At 41.9% G+C, this 16,195-nt stretch carries 17 protein-coding genes; 4 read left to right on the top strand and 13 right to left on the bottom strand.

The window, feature by feature from the left end:
• Window positions 1–294: 294 nt before the first annotated feature.
• The 10 genes from C7Y66_RS04580 to C7Y66_RS04535 form a co-directional block, all read right to left on the bottom strand.
• Window positions 295–1,152, bottom strand: coding sequence for a metallophosphoesterase (locus C7Y66_RS04580; protein ID WP_106544655.1), 858 nt, complete (start codon window positions 1,150–1,152; stop codon window positions 295–297).
• 39 nt (window positions 1,153–1,191) lie between these two features.
• Complete coding sequence (locus C7Y66_RS04575) at window positions 1,192–2,616, bottom strand: NAD(P)/FAD-dependent oxidoreductase (protein WP_106544654.1); 1,425 nt, start codon at window positions 2,614–2,616, stop codon at window positions 1,192–1,194.
• Between the two features lie 249 nt (window positions 2,617–2,865).
• Window positions 2,866–3,633, bottom strand: a complete 768-nt coding sequence (locus C7Y66_RS04570; RefSeq protein ID WP_233222525.1) for a peptidylprolyl isomerase — start codon at window positions 3,631–3,633, stop codon at window positions 2,866–2,868.
• A 112-nt stretch (window positions 3,634–3,745) separates the two neighbouring features.
• Window positions 3,746–4,072 (bottom strand): hypothetical protein, encoded by a 327-nt coding sequence (locus C7Y66_RS04565; protein WP_106170498.1) that lies wholly within the window; start codon window positions 4,070–4,072, stop codon window positions 3,746–3,748.
• Window positions 4,073–4,089: 17 nt separating this feature from the next.
• A complete protein-coding gene (locus tag C7Y66_RS04560) occupies window positions 4,090–6,252 on the bottom strand; it encodes a peptidase domain-containing ABC transporter (RefSeq protein WP_106544652.1) in 2,163 nt (720 codons plus the stop codon).
• A gap of 149 nt (window positions 6,253–6,401) precedes the next feature.
• A complete protein-coding gene (locus C7Y66_RS04555) occupies window positions 6,402–7,706 on the bottom strand; it encodes an HlyD family secretion protein (protein WP_106544651.1) in 1,305 nt (434 codons plus the stop codon).
• 80 nt (window positions 7,707–7,786) lie between these two features.
• Window positions 7,787–8,041 carry a CTB family bacteriocin gene (locus C7Y66_RS04550; RefSeq protein WP_015155333.1) on the bottom strand — a complete coding sequence of 85 codons (255 nt, stop codon included), beginning with the start codon at window positions 8,039–8,041 and terminating at the stop codon, window positions 7,787–7,789.
• A 262-nt stretch (window positions 8,042–8,303) separates the two neighbouring features.
• Window positions 8,304–8,564 carry a CTB family bacteriocin gene (locus tag C7Y66_RS04545; RefSeq protein ID WP_106544650.1) on the bottom strand — a complete coding sequence of 87 codons (261 nt, stop codon included), beginning with the start codon at window positions 8,562–8,564 and terminating at the stop codon, window positions 8,304–8,306.
• 89 nt (window positions 8,565–8,653) lie between these two features.
• Window positions 8,654–8,914, bottom strand: a complete 261-nt coding sequence (locus tag C7Y66_RS04540; RefSeq protein ID WP_106544649.1) for a CTB family bacteriocin — start codon at window positions 8,912–8,914, stop codon at window positions 8,654–8,656.
• A 497-nt stretch (window positions 8,915–9,411) separates the two neighbouring features.
• A complete protein-coding gene (locus C7Y66_RS04535) occupies window positions 9,412–10,179 on the bottom strand; it encodes a response regulator transcription factor (protein WP_106544648.1) in 768 nt (255 codons plus the stop codon).
• A gap of 635 nt (window positions 10,180–10,814) precedes the next feature.
• Between C7Y66_RS04535 and C7Y66_RS04530 the strand changes: the two genes are divergently transcribed.
• Both C7Y66_RS04530 and C7Y66_RS04525 read left to right on the top strand, forming a co-directional pair.
• On the top strand, window positions 10,815–11,960 hold the full coding sequence (locus C7Y66_RS04530; RefSeq protein ID WP_106544647.1) for a restriction endonuclease: 1,146 nt from the start codon (window positions 10,815–10,817) through the stop codon (window positions 11,958–11,960).
• Between the two features lie 30 nt (window positions 11,961–11,990).
• Complete coding sequence (locus C7Y66_RS04525; RefSeq protein WP_039716960.1) at window positions 11,991–12,275, top strand: SemiSWEET family sugar transporter; 285 nt, start codon at window positions 11,991–11,993, stop codon at window positions 12,273–12,275.
• A 52-nt stretch (window positions 12,276–12,327) separates the two neighbouring features.
• On the opposite strand, the gene C7Y66_RS04520 is transcribed toward C7Y66_RS04525, so the two are convergent.
• The 3 genes from C7Y66_RS04520 to C7Y66_RS04510 form a co-directional block, all read right to left on the bottom strand.
• Entirely contained in the window at window positions 12,328–12,636 is a 309-nt protein-coding gene (locus C7Y66_RS04520) for a TMEM14 family protein (RefSeq protein WP_106544646.1), read from the bottom strand.
• A 177-nt stretch (window positions 12,637–12,813) separates the two neighbouring features.
• Window positions 12,814–13,449 (bottom strand): (2Fe-2S) ferredoxin domain-containing protein, encoded by a 636-nt coding sequence (locus tag C7Y66_RS04515; RefSeq protein ID WP_106544645.1) that lies wholly within the window; start codon window positions 13,447–13,449, stop codon window positions 12,814–12,816.
• 48 nt (window positions 13,450–13,497) lie between these two features.
• Window positions 13,498–13,740 carry an Asr1405/Asl0597 family protein gene (locus C7Y66_RS04510; RefSeq protein ID WP_015155341.1) on the bottom strand — a complete coding sequence of 81 codons (243 nt, stop codon included), beginning with the start codon at window positions 13,738–13,740 and terminating at the stop codon, window positions 13,498–13,500.
• A 272-nt stretch (window positions 13,741–14,012) separates the two neighbouring features.
• Here C7Y66_RS04510 and C7Y66_RS04505 point away from each other — a divergent pair, with 272 nt between their 5' ends.
• Both C7Y66_RS04505 and C7Y66_RS04500 read left to right on the top strand, forming a co-directional pair.
• A complete protein-coding gene (locus C7Y66_RS04505; protein WP_015155342.1) occupies window positions 14,013–14,564 on the top strand; it encodes a Dps family protein in 552 nt (183 codons plus the stop codon).
• A 762-nt stretch (window positions 14,565–15,326) separates the two neighbouring features.
• Window positions 15,327–16,195 (top strand): RNA polymerase sigma factor, RpoD/SigA family (locus tag C7Y66_RS04500; protein WP_106544644.1); only part of this gene is annotated, 869 nt, incomplete at its 3' end.

Raw genomic sequence — 16,195 nt, 5'->3', positions numbered from 1 at the left:
CGCAGCTTTCCTGAAATCGTCTTCATCTATATCGTGAATTCTCTTAACTTGAGAATCATATTTTTTAGGAGATCGTTCTGACATTTCAATATTCTGTTGATGGAGTTGATGAAGCATATAGATTTTATCAACTAGCTTGGATTTGTCGATTCTATGGCTACCTCTCATAAGTTCCTCCTGTTGTCTTTGTTTGCATGAAATCAAAATATAGACAAAGAAAGTGACTTATTCGAGACAACAAAGTGACAATTTAGAGACAAATAACAGGTAAAAAGAAGCTGTTTGTCAGTCAACCTAGCAAAGGCGATCGCCGAGATTAGATTGAGATGCCAAAGTAATTACCGTCACCTCTGGGGGACACAAAAATCGACCGGGGGCATAAGTTCCTAAGCCGCGATTGACGTACATTTGGTTCTCACCAACTTGGTGAAAACCCTGCGCCCATTCCCAGTGACGCACGACTTTAGCACACTCAGCTTGCATAAATGGCATCCAACGCCGCATATTTTTAGGCAGACTGCGGCGCAAATCTTGATACCAGGTAATCGCGGGACCAATACCAGGTAAGGCAAACTGACCCCCATGAGTATGACCGGATAATTGTAAATCGACGCGCCATTTTTTTAACGGTACGGCTGTGTCTGGATTGTGAGATAAGACAATTCGAGGGATTTGCGGGTCTAGCTGTTTCATCACTGATTTAGCATCAAACTCCCGCGACCAATAATCAGCTAGTCCAACTAAAGGTAATTTTTTCCCAAATGGGTAAGCAATTTCATTCCACAATACACAAATACCCACGCTTGTCAAGGCTTTAGTTACTTCGGCTTTGGAATGGGGGTAATGGATATCGTGATTGCCCAGGCTAGCATAAACTCCATAGCGACTTTGCAGGTGCTTGAGTCGCAAGACTAACTGATGGATGGGGCTGGGATCGTCGGTCACATAATCGCCAGTTAAAACGATCAGATCGGGATCGGCTTCGTTCGTAGCCGCGATCGCCTGCTTTAACATCTCTTCTGAGAGCTTAACACCGTCGTAATGCAGATCGGACAGTTGCACTATCTTCGTCCCTACCAAAGATGCAGGTAAGTCGGCGATCGCTACCGTCAGTTTCTCTACACTCAAAGATCCAGTCAATAGCCAGTGCATACAAGCTTGGGTTCACTCCTCAAACAGCGCGATTATAGCTTAGCCGAAGCGACGGATGACGCGAAATATACTGGATAACATCTGCTGCAATCTGTGGTTTTGTTCGTAATTTTGGCGAGTTTGAGCAAAAGCTGCCTTACTATTCACTTCTGATAAGGTGGGATAGATGTGAATTCCACTCAGAGCAGATAGTTTTAGATTATGCGACATTGCCAATATAATCTCATGAATAAGTTCGCCCGCCGCTGCACCAACTAAATGAGCGCCGAGTATTTGCCCGTTACGTTTGGTAATAATCTTAGCAAATCCGGCTGTCGTTCCGTCAGCTTGAGCGCGATCCACATCTGCATATTCTTGTTTGACAACTCGAATATCGTTACCATACTTTTCCCTGGCTTCTTGTTCCATCAATCCCACCCTTGCTAATTCTGGCTCGGTAAAGGTTGCCCAAGGAATGACGCGATCGCTGACTTTAAATATTGGTAAAAACAAAGCATTTTTGAGAACGATATTTGCTTGATAACTAGCAACGTGGGTGAATTGATAACCGCCCAAAACATCCCCACAAGCGTAGATACGGGGATTGGAAGTTTGCAGTTTAGAATTGACTTCAATTCCCTTTTTACCTACTTTTACACCTGCTGCATCTAAGTTCAAAGATTCTACGTTTGGCGCTCGTCCGGCTGCAACTAAAATTTGGTTGGCGACAATCTTTTCTTTTCCTGCCCAAATATATTTTTTACCATCTACAACTTCGATTTTTTCCGCTTTGGTATTGAGGAGAAAATTAATACCTTCAGATTTAAATTGTTGGTGGATAACTTCAACTGCTTCTGGATCTTCCTTGGGAAGGAGGCGATCGCGACTAGCAATAATGGTAACTTTCGATCCTAATCGAGAAAATGCTTGTCCTAACTCACAACCGATTGGTCCCCCGCCGATAATTGCGAGTGTCTCTGGACGTTCGGTAATTTCAAACACTTCTTCGTTAGTAATAAATCCCGCTTCCTTCAGTCCTGGTATTGGTAGCGTGGCGGGACGAGAACCTGTAGCGATGACAAAACTTCTGGCTTTGAGGCGGCGGTTATTAACTTCAAAAGTTTTCTTGTCAACGAACTTACCGTCACCAAAAATCACTTCTACACCCAAACCCTCAAACCTTTCTGGCGAATCGTGAGGTTCGATGGTAGTAATTGTATTTTGGACGTGCGCGATCGCTTTAGCAAAATCAATTTGCGGATCGTTACAGTAGATCCCAAATCTTCCCGCCTGTTTCACCTCATAAGCCACGCGAGAAGCGCGGATCAAAGACTTACTAGGGACGCAACCATACCAAAGACAATCACCACCCAGGCGATGCTTTTCAACTAACGCTACCTTAGCTTTAAGTGCAGCGGCGACACCAGCCACCACCAAACCACCCGAACCGCCACCAATAACCACAAGATCGTATTCCACAGCCATGACAAGTACCTTTAGGAGAAAGCGCGATCGCTTCTTTCCCTATCATGACAGCCTGCTACTAGAGTCGCCAAACTTATTGACTCACATTAACAGCTACTTTTTGCATTCTTCTTCGCGTCTTTGCGTCTTTGCGTGACATCAATCGGAGAATATAACTAAGTACGAGGAAATAAAACAGCTCTCCCTTAATCTAGTATTAGGGAGATGCGATCGTACCCCTTATTTCCATTAAAACTAACAAATATCTCATTAACTATTACTTTGCAGCATCGAACTTAACTCCAACGCCAACCACCGCTGAAATAGCCGTTCCAAAATCTCTTGAAATCTTTCCGAAGTTAACTGAGCTGAAAAAAATTCTTCTACCAATAGTAAACAATAACCTGTATCAGTTTGCAGAGGACCGAGCGCCTGTCCTACAGCACCACTAAAGACGATCGCTGCTATATCTGGTTGTAACTGAGACCGATAGATTCTCCCCTCATAACCGCATTGAAGTCGCCGTTGTTCGCTAATATCGTAGAAGTGTGCAGCTTCATAAAAGCTAATTTGACCCTCTTGCAATCGATATAAAATCTCTAATGCTTCAGCTGCACTAGACACAACAATTCGATAAAGTAAGACTCGTTCAAATTCACTTGGATGTTGGTTAAAGAATCGTTCTACTTCTATAGAAAAAAGACGTTGATTTAATTTTTCAGCCAACAGGCGATCGCGAATACTAGCTTCCCAAGTTTCTCGATCGAGCAGCCGATCTGTCAACCAAGTTAACAAATCGGCATCCATTTCTAAATCGCGATCGCGACGCTGGCGCTCTAACTCAGCTTGAATTTCCTCAGCTTCAACTGTTAAGCCTCTTTCCCGTGCCACACGTTCGATGATTCGGCGATATAAAATCTGCTGACAGACTTCCTTTAATTGCAAACTCTTTTGCAAGTAACTAACGATCTCAGCAAATTCTATAGGTAAACCAAAAAAATCAACGGACTGGGGTGCGGGATTCATAAATACAACCACTTGTCATCGTAATATTGAGTAAGTTAAGTGGTGACTATTAAGGCTTTTTAAGTAAGATAAAAGCTGCGTCTTAATACAAAAAATCTCATTATAATTTTCCAATTCGAGCTAACTAGTTGTCCCAAAACGATTGAAATAAATTAAATATATTTCGCATTCTAGAGCTACTAGAACGAGATCTACGTCTACCAGATCCACCAAAAAGCGGCATGGTAAACGCTAAAGTAATTTGCGATAATTTGTAACTCGTACGGCGAGAAATAGAACTGCCATCTGTAAACTTATCTTGAGCATCAGCGAAAGTGTCTATATCTGTTTTTTGAAAAAAGAAAGAGCCAAAGAAATCTTCCCAGCCAAATCCACCCACTACAGCTTCTTGTTCCCGATCGGATAACTCATCTAACAGCCGATCGCTCTTGTCTTCATTAGGCTCAGACATATTAATATCTACTCCACTTAAGGTAAGAAAAATCTTAAATTTTCGTCAGGTTTGTTCCGCAAAACTGATAAAGAACCTTGAATTTGTAACTTTCCTCGATCGAGTAGCACCACCCAATCAGCGCGATCGATCGCACTCGGACGATGGGTGATAATAATTGTAGTTTTGCCCTTACGGTAGTTTAACAATCGCTCTAGAACTTGAAATTCACTCACCGGATCGAGACCAGAGGTCGCTTCATCTAAGATAAGAATAGGTGGATCGCTGACAATAGCGCGGGCGATCGCTAATCTTTGTCGTTGTCCTCCAGATAAATTTGCGCCAAATTCTCCTAAAACTGTTTGATATTTATTAGGTAGTTGACTGATAAAACTATCGGCATCCGCAATTTGACAAGCTTTAACAATTTGCTCGAACGGAAGGTGAGGATTTCCTAAACGGAAGTTTTCTAAAATTGAGCGACTCCAAAAATGAGGTTCTTGAGGAATCAATACGACTTGCTGACGCAGACAATCGATCGCGATATCTGACAGATTATACGTCCCAATCCGAATATTTCCTGATTGGGGTTCATATAAACCTGCAATTAATTTGGCTAAAGTACTTTTACCACATCCAGATTGACCGATCAAAGCAATAACTTGTCCGCCAGGAATCGTGACTGAAAAATCTTCTAGTAGATCGACTCTGCCAGCGTGATGAAAGTAGAGATTCGTACACTCAATATCTGCATCTGGTAAAATTTCAGCAAAGGGTTTATGAATGTCTCCAACCGCTTCTGGAGTTGCATCAATTACTTCTAAAAGACGATTGACTGCTGTTTGAGAACGAAAATATTCGTCTGTTAAACCAACTAGAGAGTTAATTAAACCAACAACATTAATCTGCATCGTGTTAAACGCTAGCATTTGCCCGATGCTGAGTTCCTTATTAATTACCAAAATGCTACCGAATCCCAGTAAAGCGATGCCACCAAGACTACTTAACGTTTGAGTGAAAACACCGTTAATAATGCCAATTTTAATTGTACTAAAAGTCAAATGTGCTAACCGACCAAAACGACTTTGAAATTCATCCCAAAATTGGGGTGTAGCCGCTGTAGTCTTCATCACCATCGCGCCTTTAAAAGTTTCTACCAAAACACCCTGATTTTCTGCCGATAAAACGAGAAGGCTGCGCGTTTTCTGCCGTAGAACTGGTAAAAACGGTAGCGTTGATAAAATCATAATTGTGGCGATCGCCATCACCGCACAAGTCAGCTTCCAGCTATAAAACAGCATGAAGCCAAACGAAACTAGGGCAACAAAAAACTGACTGGGTAGATAGGCAACAATTTGCGAAACCAACTGATTGATTTCAGTAATATCTCGCAAGCGACTGACAATTTCTCCACTACGGCGAGTTTCAAAATAATCTAAAGGTAGATGCAAAAGTTTGCGTCCAAATTCCAAGACTAATCCTAACTGCAACTTTTGACTAAAATGAGCAATCAGTGTAGTTTGTAATAGTTGCATCGTACTACTAAACAGAGTTGTAACTACCACAGCAGCTATAACAACACTTAGCAGTTGAACATCTCCCCGTACTAGAACATCATCTGTGAGAATTTGAATTAAAAATGGGCTAGCTAAGGCAAGTAAACCCAAGACAAGATTAATGCCCAAAGCCTCAATCAGTATGGCTCGATAAGGTAATATCCGTTGAAAAAAACGGATAAATCCGCCTAAAGAATCTTCTTCATCCCAATTATAAAAGCAGCTAGGATCGGGAGTTAGCAAAAGCATAATGCCATTCCATGCTTTCATTAATTCTCGCCTGCTTAAGTAGCGAATACCCGCAGCTGGATCGGCAATGACGTAATTCTTACCCTGTCGCCCGTACAATACTACCCAGTGGTTGCCCTGCCAATGCACGATCGCTGGTAGAGGAACATCATTAATATGGTCTACCACCTCTCGCGAAGCTTTAACTGGTCGAGTATTGAAACCCAAGGACTCCGAACCACGCCTTAAGCCCAACATCGTCGTTCCCAACTGTCCAGTACTGACAGCTTCCCGCGAACGATTAATACTTAAAACCCGTCCGTGATGTCTGCAAATTGTAGCCAGACAAGCTGCCCCGCAATCTTCCTCGCTTGCCTGTAAGACACATGGATATTTTTTGTTAAACAGGCTAACCATAATAGGTAATAGGTAATGGGTAATTGGTAATTGGGAAGCCGTAAGTCGTAGGGGCGGGTTTTTTGAAGATCCCTATGAAAAAACAAACAGCAGTACGATTAAACCCGCCCGTACACAAGTCAGAAGTATTTCACGCACCACGCACCAATTTACAAATCCGTCAGTAGTCTTGCTTTTCTCAGAATGAATTGCAGTACGGTTTCGGAACGAGAAATAATATCGGCTGCACCTTCCATCCCAGGTTGCAACCGACAGACGCGATCGCCTGTACTGACAAATTCATTATCCGGCTGAATCGTCACTTCATAGATAGACGGGGCGATCGCTCCTAACCCCGCGCTAGCTGCGGGTATTGCATCTGGAGCAACAGCTTGAACTACACCTCTGAGAGTGCCGTAATCGGGATAAGGACAAGCAGAAACACGCATTTGAACTTGTTGCCCGGGTTTGACTTTGCTAATATCTGGTTCTGCGACACGAGCTTTCACCACTAAGGAAGCGTCACGGGGAGCAATTTGGGCGATCGCATCCCCCATGCCTACCACCTGTCCTGGGTTACGCAGTTCTAGCTTGAGAATTGTGCCATCTGTAGGGGCAAGAATAAATGTCTTCCTCAGTTCCAAGCCAGTTTGTTGTAGTTCTTTTGTATCCCGCTCTTGTTGATTTTGCAGGGCAATTTTGTTAACGATCAGGTTTTCGCGCTCTCTGTTTAATGCAGCTACAGTTGCAAGTCCTCTGGCTTTGGCTTGAGCGATCTGCTCGTTAGCTATAATCACCGTGGCATTACTAGGATTGAGGCTGGCTTCAGCTTGTTTGAGTTTGGCTTTAGCTGCTTTGAAAGCTTGTTCTTTTTCCTTAACTTGCAATTGGGCGATCGCACCTGTATTTGCTAGTTGTAGATATCTTTGCTTCTCTTCCTGTGCCAATCCTAGAGCAGCTTGAGCTGCTTGTACTTCTGCAATTGTGGCAATTTCCTTAGTTTGATATTCTCTACGTTGCAACATCAGTTCCGCGGCTGTCGCAGCTACAGAACGCTGCATTAAGTTTGTCTCAGCAGCTATCTGACGATCTAAGGAATTAAGTTGAGCTGTAATTTGTACTAATTGTAAGTGGCTCTGCTGAATGTTGGTTTGCAATTGTTGTTTCTTAGTTTGAAGTTGTGAATTGTCGATCTCAGCAATTGGCTCACCTTTTTTTACAGCTTGATTTTCTTGCACGTTAATGCTTGTAATCGTTCCCTCTGTTGCTGCCTGAACAACCCGTAGTTCTCCACTCGGACGGATATTTGCAGGTGCTTTGACTGTGACGTTGTAGCTGAGCGTGGCAGCTAGAGACACTCCTACACTAAAAATAGCGATCGCCATCCCGCCGCCGAGCGTTGTCAAAGAACCGATTGGGGGGATAAACTCATCAGTTTCAACTGCACCAAAATTGGGATCGATTTCGCTTACCATGGCTACAAACTCTTAGTTCGGCACTTAAATTCCATACCTAGAAAAACTAGGTTATTCAGGCAGTTAGAAAGAGAAAGTTTCTAGATAATCATCTTGGGAAACATCAATTGCTCCCCTACTCCAAATGGAGATTGCCATGCAATTGGCTCTATTATCACTGGTTTGTCTCGTTTCCCTTTTTGAGAATCTGAGTCTGTACTACCTCCATCTGATGTTTCGGTTTTAATGTAATACTGCTTGTTGTTTTCGTACACCTTACCACCAGCCACAGTCTCTTGTTGCTCCTCAGATAAGTCTAGAAATAATTCTGAGGATTGGTTCTTGGAAAAGAACATGTTTGATACCTCGCTTATTGATTGCTATCCACTTAGTCAAGCTAAAACTATCAACAAGAAAACTGCCCGCCTCCTTGTAGGAAGTCTAATAAAAAGATTCCAGAGCCTTGTTCCTTTGCATTGTTCTTATTTGTGCAACGAGACGATCGGAGCGTGCAAAATGAAGAATTTAGGAGGCTCTGGAATCTATGTTCAGGTAGTTTGTGTAGGTAAACGCTCTACCTTATCGCAGTTTTTTGTCAAATGTTGCACGTCGCGTAAATTAGCTTAATTTGGCAAAGAAATCCTTATAAGCTGCGGTATTAACATCCATAGTATCGTGCTTGAAGCTTTGCAGATTCGTACTACCCTTGGGAGTCGATTCCTGAGCCACTTCTAGATTTGTTATGGTGTTATTAGCTTTGAAATGAGTCGCCAGCTTATCTTTCAAAACATCGCCTGAGCTGCCACCACCTGCAACCAACTGCTGCTGCTCCTCAGACAATTCCACAAATAATTCGGACTTGATATTATTAGCGATCATGGGAAAATCTCCTACATTTAAACTAGTGATAGCGCTTACTAATTGGGTTGTCTCTAGTAAAGAGCTTGCGGATTTATTGCCGAAATAAATTAACCTAATTTAGCAAAGAAATCTTTATAAGCTGCGGTACTAATATCGAGAGTATCGTGCTTGAAGCTTTGTAGATTCGTGCTACCTTCAGGACCCGACTGTTGAGCTACATCCAGGTTGGTTAAACTCTTATCGGCTTTGTAGTAAGTGGCAAGTTTGTCGCGCAGTGCATCCCCTGTAGAACCACCACCTGTAACTACTTGTTGTTGCTCGTCGGATAAATCTAAAAACAATCCAGATTGCATGTCTGTATCGAACATAGCTTTAGCTCCTTCTAAATTTAGATGTTAGATATTCAACTACTAACTGCATAAGAAATTGAATATCTATCTATTAACAAGATAGAAAAAGCAACTGTCGAATTCCACAGCGTATCTCCCCAATACACTAGGTATTTACCCTAAGTATATCTACTGGCGTTTTTCTCTTTAATACAGAATTACACATTTAATTTCTATAGTGTATTTACCTAAAAAACTAGGTATGTTCCCTGAGTGAGATTACGCTCAGCTCAAAAATTCAAACTAACATCTATCTTTCAGATGATATACGTTAAGAGAGACTATTTTTCTTGCTGATTTACCATCAAAAATAGTTTGCAACATAAAACCAAGCTATTGCAGAAACTATTCTGTCTATTGAGTTAGCGATCGCTACTCAAAGCCAAAATATTAGCAACTTCTGCATCTAGCTTGGTTGAGAAAATAAATATTTTCAATCTTTAGACTTACCGCTGTTAACCGTCAACTGTTAACCATCAACTATTAATTAGATGGCGTTCTCTGGCAAAGCACGCAAGTTCTACTCTATTGTTGGTTCCAGTTTTACACAGTAAATTACTAACATACTTTTCTACTGTTCGAGGACTGAGGTATAAGCTAGAACCTATTTGAGCATTTGATAAACCTTTGACTAAAAGTTGAAGTACTGCTTGTTCTCTTTTAGTTAAGGAAAAATTATCAAAAGTCTTAGTATCAGTTGTCCTTTCCTGTTGGTGCTGGTAAGGATTATAGCGCGGTGTATCGACTCGAACAGTTGGTTCTTCTTGGCTTGAAGGATAGTGTAGTGTATTATACGTTTTGCCTTGTTGCTGTTCCATATTTTGCTGTTGAAGCCGTAAGCGCCATTCCCACTGCATGAATTGGGATATTAACTGCGATCGCTCTAGTAAATTACGCACCACAGCATATAATTCATTCAATTCAAAGGGTTTGGCTAAATATGCATCTCCCCCTACTTGATAGCCGCGAATTCTTCCTTCCGTATCTGTTCGTGCTGTCAAAAACATTACGGGTAGGAGTCGAAATGTTGGATGCTGACGTATCCACTCAATTAACTCGTAGCCATCCATCTCTGGCATACTAATATCAGTAATGACGAGATGCGGTTGACATTCCTCAATCTGCTTCTGCGCTTCTTTCCCATTCTCAGCTGCGATTGCTGAATATCCCCACTGCTTCAAAGAACAACTCACCAGCAGACGAATAGCCGGATCGTCATCGACGACAAGGATTAATAATGACATATTGTAAATTTTTCTCTAACTATTTTGAGTTAGCTGCCGCGAACTGACTGCCTAGTAGAAGATAGACAGTCCCCGATCTAGAGAAATTGGAATTCCTTGACACCCTGAGAATAGAAACTTGAGTTCTCTTTGTTCTCTCTTATTTTTTTATCGATACCAACTTGAATCTAAAAAAGTATGAGTGTTTTATTCTTTATTCTGTTACAGAGTATACTCTATTTTTTTCTTTTTTTTCAATTGTACTGTCTTTGAAAAGCGGACAATCTACCATAAGTCAGAGTTCTCTAGTTTGAATTTATGTAACCAAACTTACTATAAGTAAAATACAACTTTTTTGGTAAAAATTGCTACTAATAAAAACTGATGCTTACTTGTCACATTCTACTACTAAAATCGCCCTGCTTGTTTCAGTTTACTGATTTGCTAGTTGCTACCATTTTGCGATCGCCTAAAATTTCGGTTTCGATGCTGAGAGAACTAGAGTAGTTAGTATCAACGACAAAGTCATTGAAGGGAATAGATACGATAATAAACTGTTTTCATCTTAATGGTTAAAAAAGCAATCCTTCCTTTCACCCATAGACACTAGACCAAATAAGGGTTTTAATGATCTTAGCCCCGCGTCTTATCTGTCTATGTCCTCATCCCTGCAACCACCATACATACAGGATTTCACTCACTTCGAGCAGCACGTAGCCAGAATTTTTCACAGACACGGGTGGACGGTTGTGACTCCCGAACAAAACCAAGCAGGTTACGATTTAGTTGTCAGTAAAAGCAATATTGTGGCAGCTGTTCAAGTCAAGTGGCTCAAAAATAACGTTGCCGCACCGCAAATTTTAAAGTTTGTTGACTTTCTTGAATCTCCAGCAGCTTGTCAGTTTAATTATGGTATTTTCATTACTACAAAAGATTATAGTGGACCAGCTCGCGCCCTAATTAAATCTTGGGGAAAAGATGCGAGAATTCGCTGTGGCATCGCTTCTGAACATAAAATTACTTGGGTGAACGGCGATGACGGTACACCTCCACCCCAACCACCAAAACAAGACAAAATTTATTTTGGTATTTTCACTTGTAAAGGTGGAGTTGGAAAAACTACAGTTGCGGCGCACTTGGCGGGAGCATTTGCCTTACAAGGATTCAATGTTGCTTTGGTAGATTTAGATCCAGAACAAAACTTACATAAATTAGTAGGAGATGGGGTTTACGTTCCTAATAGTAAAGGTACGGGTACAACTATTGAAGTCTACGATGCAAGAGCTTGGGATGAAAACGCCGCCCGTGATTGCAAAATAGTTATATGTGATTGTTCTCCTGCTTTAGAACGCAACCCAAGAGAACTAATTGAGAAATTTGATTATTGTATTATTCCTACAACTTTGAATCCTCTAGGTATTAATAAACATGGAATCGTGATTCAAGATACAGTGCAAAAAATTAGAAGTATTAATCAAGCTGCTCACCTATTTGTTTTAGTTAATAATTTTAAAGACCCAGGAATTAGACGATTCAAAATTTTAAAAGAGTCATTTTTATCGGTCTATAAACATATTAGCCAGAACGATAAGAAGTTTCATTGTATCGATCCAGAACAAGTTTGCATTCGTACTAGCGACCAACTATACTACTGGGGAATCCATATTCTAGAGAATCCCGATAATCCATCGAGTGAACTAGCATTTCAGTTGATCGGTGGCAAGTGTTATCCGCGAGATGATTTTATTAGCTTAGTCGATTACATAGAAAGAGAAGCAGGGATCGGAATTCTGCGAGAATAATAGGGAATATTGTCACTAGAACGCATAAACATGGAAGATTTTAATTTCATCACCCCTTTGGGACTATTTGCAGGAGTCCTGACAACGATCGCATACTTACCCCAGTTGATCAAAACTTGGAAGACGAAATCAGCTCACGATCTTTCTTGGAGTATGCTCATCGTTTTATGTACGGGAATAATTCTGTGGTTGGTTTACGGCTTTTACGTACACGATATTCCTATCATCGCCGCCAATATCGTAACATTTATTTTTGCTGGAATGATTTTGATGCTGAAGATTCGCTATAAATCAGATCCTAGCGAAGAGAATTAACTTTGTCCAAATGTACCTCATAACCAATGTAGAGATGCACGAGATCGCGTCTCTACAAATTTTTCAACATAACTACCAACGCTGTTACACCTACAACAGTCATTAATCCTGCTGGCATGAATTTGCGTGTTTTTATCAGACGAGTAGTAAAAATAATCACTAATATTGCTGTAACTATAGCAGCTAACCCGAGACCCCAGACTTGACCGAAAGATCGCGCAACTCCTCCCAGAATCAGCAATAAACCGCTAGCAGTACCAGAAATCAGCGAAGCCTTACTCTGAGCTTGTTTATAGCCAATCGCGCCGCCAACTATGGCTAAAATCCCATACGCGATCGCCGCAACCACACCTGGATTCATTACCTGAAGATTCGTTCAATAATTTAACTATTATTTCATTTTGTCAAACATCTAAACGTATATTTTTGTATCCCAGAGCAATTTCTCATCTGTCAAGAATTTGCCATAAATTCTCCCAGACTCCAGTAGCGATCCTCTTCAAATTTAGTTGGTAAATCTTTTCATCTAGCACAATTCTCAGCTAACAGGAAAAATTCGATTGCCAACTAATGCTAATTGCTGCACATTCTCACTATGGCAACCTTCATCTGTAGTAAAGTGCTTGTCAATCAATTCTGCAACCTGCTCGGTTTGTACGCGGGTATATCTAGTTTTATCAGGCATCACCACGACATTTGGTCCAGCTTTGCACTGTTTGAGGCAACCAGTAGGCTTAATTTCTACCTCATTTTCCAAACCGCGCTCATTCAAAGATGCTTGTAATGCTTTACAAACTCCGTTTGCACCCCGTTTGACGCAATCAGACTTCTGACACACTAAGATACTAGCTTTTGCTTTGGTTTGTCGTTTAACAGGTGTAGCAGGAGTCATAGCTGGCGGTTGGCGATCGATAACGATCACTCGTTCTGCCTTCAATTTGAGCGAATCTTTTTTATAGTCAAACTTTCTCTCACCAAAAATTTGTACTACATCCCCTAAATTCAGGTTTAACTCCATAGGTGAACGCAGATACTTGGGTAGTTTGACTCGATATTCACCTTCTAAAGTGCCAACTTGCAAATATTTACGCTTATAGCCATCTTCTAATTCAAACCTGAGAAATTTTCCCTCTAAGCTAAAAGCCGATACTTCTTTACCAAAGCGACTACTCATTGCTTTATCACCTTCGGATGAACGACAACCAATGCTCGATCTACGGTTTTACCAGCACTGTTTTAACCACCACACCAAATCTTGGCGAGATGCAGTGAATTGTCTCAAAACACTACTCAATTGAACTGCCGTTGTGGGATCGGCTATCTCAACTTTTAATGGCTGTCCGGCATCGCACCAACAAGGAATCTCTAACTCTTGTAAACGTTGATACACCTGCCATCTATCTGCCCATTTCACTTCCACAATTTCTCTAACTTCCGGTTCGCAACCTAACGGCTTCAACCCCATACCCTCCGATGCTCAAATTACATTTCGTCATCTTATTGCCGTGACTAGCCGTGCTAGTTGCCGACAGTTTAACTTTACCCAATAGCATACCCTAAATGCAAATAATTCTCATGATATTTGCAAAAAACTTTCTTTAATCATGGGTTGTCTCAACAGTCAAAAGCACTGAAATACATAGCGATCGCGCTGTTTAAAGCTTGACTAGAGAGCGATAATGAAAGTAGCAGTGAGTTATCGATAACAGCATCACAACCAGCAAAGAGAGGAGAACCATGTCTGAGGCAACAATTCTACGGAACTTCGGTCAGGTATATGACAACCCTATTCTGCTCGATCGCAGTGTCACCACTCCTGTTTGCGAAGGATTAAATATTGCTCTTGCTAGCTTTCAGGGTTTGTACCTGCAATACCAAAAACATCATTTTGTTGTTGAAGGTGCAGAATTCTATATGCTGCATCAGTATTTCAGCGAAAGCTATGAAGAAGTCCAGGGACACGTTCACGATGTTGGCGAACGTTTAGATGGACTGGGTGGCGTACCCGTAGCTAGTTTTAGCCAACTCGCCCAGATGTGCTGCTTCGAGCCAGAACCAGACGGTGTTTTTGCTTGCCGTCAAATGGTAGAACACGACTTAGCAGCAGAACAGGCAATTATTGGGTTAATCCGTCGTCAAGCCGCTCAAGCAGAAAGTTTAGGCGATCGCGCTACCCGTTACTTATACGAGAAAATCCTACTCGAAACCGAAGAAAGAGCATATCACTTAGGGCATTTCCTCGCCCACGACAGCCTAACGTTAGGTTTTATGGGGAACGGTTCTAGGTAGGAGTGAGGAGTGAGGAGTGAAGGAAAGAAGAGAGCTGAGGGAGCTGAGGGAACTGGGGGAGCAACTGCTATTCGCAATTTGCAATTAAGCAACTAAGCAACTTTTCGCTCCTCTCCCTCTTTTCTCTCTATAAGATTTTGTTTATGACTTCCGTTGCAGCGATCGCTAGCTAAAGATCGAATCGTAGGGACATTCCAGGTTTCTGTTCTCAGCTCCCTTGTCCCCCTTGTCCCCCTTGTCCCCTGCTCCCTGCCTTACATCAACCTAAGTCACTCAAAACGCAAAATATTAAAACATTTACTGTTTTTTGTCTCCTCTGATGCATTCATTAGTCAAATTACTAGTTAACTTTGACTAAAAAATGCAACTTTTGTGTGCGTGAAACAGTTTAACTTTGGAGTGCGATCGCCCTGTGAGGGCAAGTCGTGGAGCTAACTCAACTCTCAAGCTGAGATAGAAAATGCAGGCAGTGGCAGTTTCCTCTCAGAAATGTTACAATTATTAATAGTGTAGAATGTTAATCTTAAGCGATCCAATGACCGATTGGAGGGTAGTAAAGCTGCTCTACCTGTAGAGACAGCTCTAAAATTAAATTTCCGCAAACAACTAGATGTTGTCCAATTCTTGTAACACTATAGCCTTCTGCTGTCTGGATACGTAACAGAAAAAGCTTGTCTCATCAGCAGAGGGCTTGGTAGTGAAATAAGTGTTACTCTTTTATTTCCACACAGCTGCTTACTACTGATAAAGAAACCTAGCGCCATGAAAACCGCTCAGACAACCACTGACCTTGTACGTACTTACTTGCGTGAGATTGGTCGTGTTCCATTACTGACCCACGAGCAGGAGATTGTATATGGCAAGCAAGTGCAGCGACTCAGCACCCTGTACGCGCTCCAAGAAGAGTTAGTTGCAAAGCTGGGGCGCGAACCAACCCTAGAAGAGTGGAGTGAAGCAGCGCGAATAGATAAAACAGCCTTATCTACAGCGATCGCCGAAGGAGAAATTGCTAAACGCAGAATGGTAGAAGCTAACCTGCGACTAGTCGTCTCCGTCGCTAAAAAGTACATCAAGCGTAACGTAGACTTATTGGATTTAATCCAAGAAGGGACGATCGGGATGCAGCGAGGTGTAGAGAAGTTTGACCCAACTAAAGGTTATAGATTTTCTACTTATGCTTATTGGTGGATTCGGCAAGCAATCACGCGGGCGATCGCCGAAAAAGGACGAACCATCCGCCTACCGATTCACATTACAGAAAAATTAAACAAAATCAAAAAAGCACAGCGTCAACTCTCTCAAAATCTAGGACGCGCCCCAAGTATCGTGGAGTTAGCTACAGCACTAGAACTCACACCCAAACAGGTACGCGAGTATTTAGAAAGAGCGAGATTACCACTATCGTTAGATTTGCGGGTAGGAGACAACCAAGATACAGAATTGGGCGAACTATTAGAGGATACGAGTCTTTCCCCAGAAGAATTCGTGACTGAGTCCTGCTTATCTACCGATATTGAGAAGCTGATGGCGGATTTGACTCCGCAGCAGCGGGAAGTTTTATCATTACGCTTTGGCTTAGCTGACGGACAAGCAATGACGTTAGCCAAGATTGGCGATCGCCTCAATATCAG

The sequence above is a fragment of the Chroococcidiopsis sp. CCALA 051 genome (assembly GCF_003015105.1).
In the GTDB taxonomy this organism is placed as follows: Bacteria; Cyanobacteriota; Cyanobacteriia; order Cyanobacteriales; family Chroococcidiopsidaceae; genus Chroococcidiopsis; species Chroococcidiopsis thermalis.
Note: the sequence above shows the minus strand (reverse complement) of the source record. Positions and strands in the feature narration are given on the sequence as shown.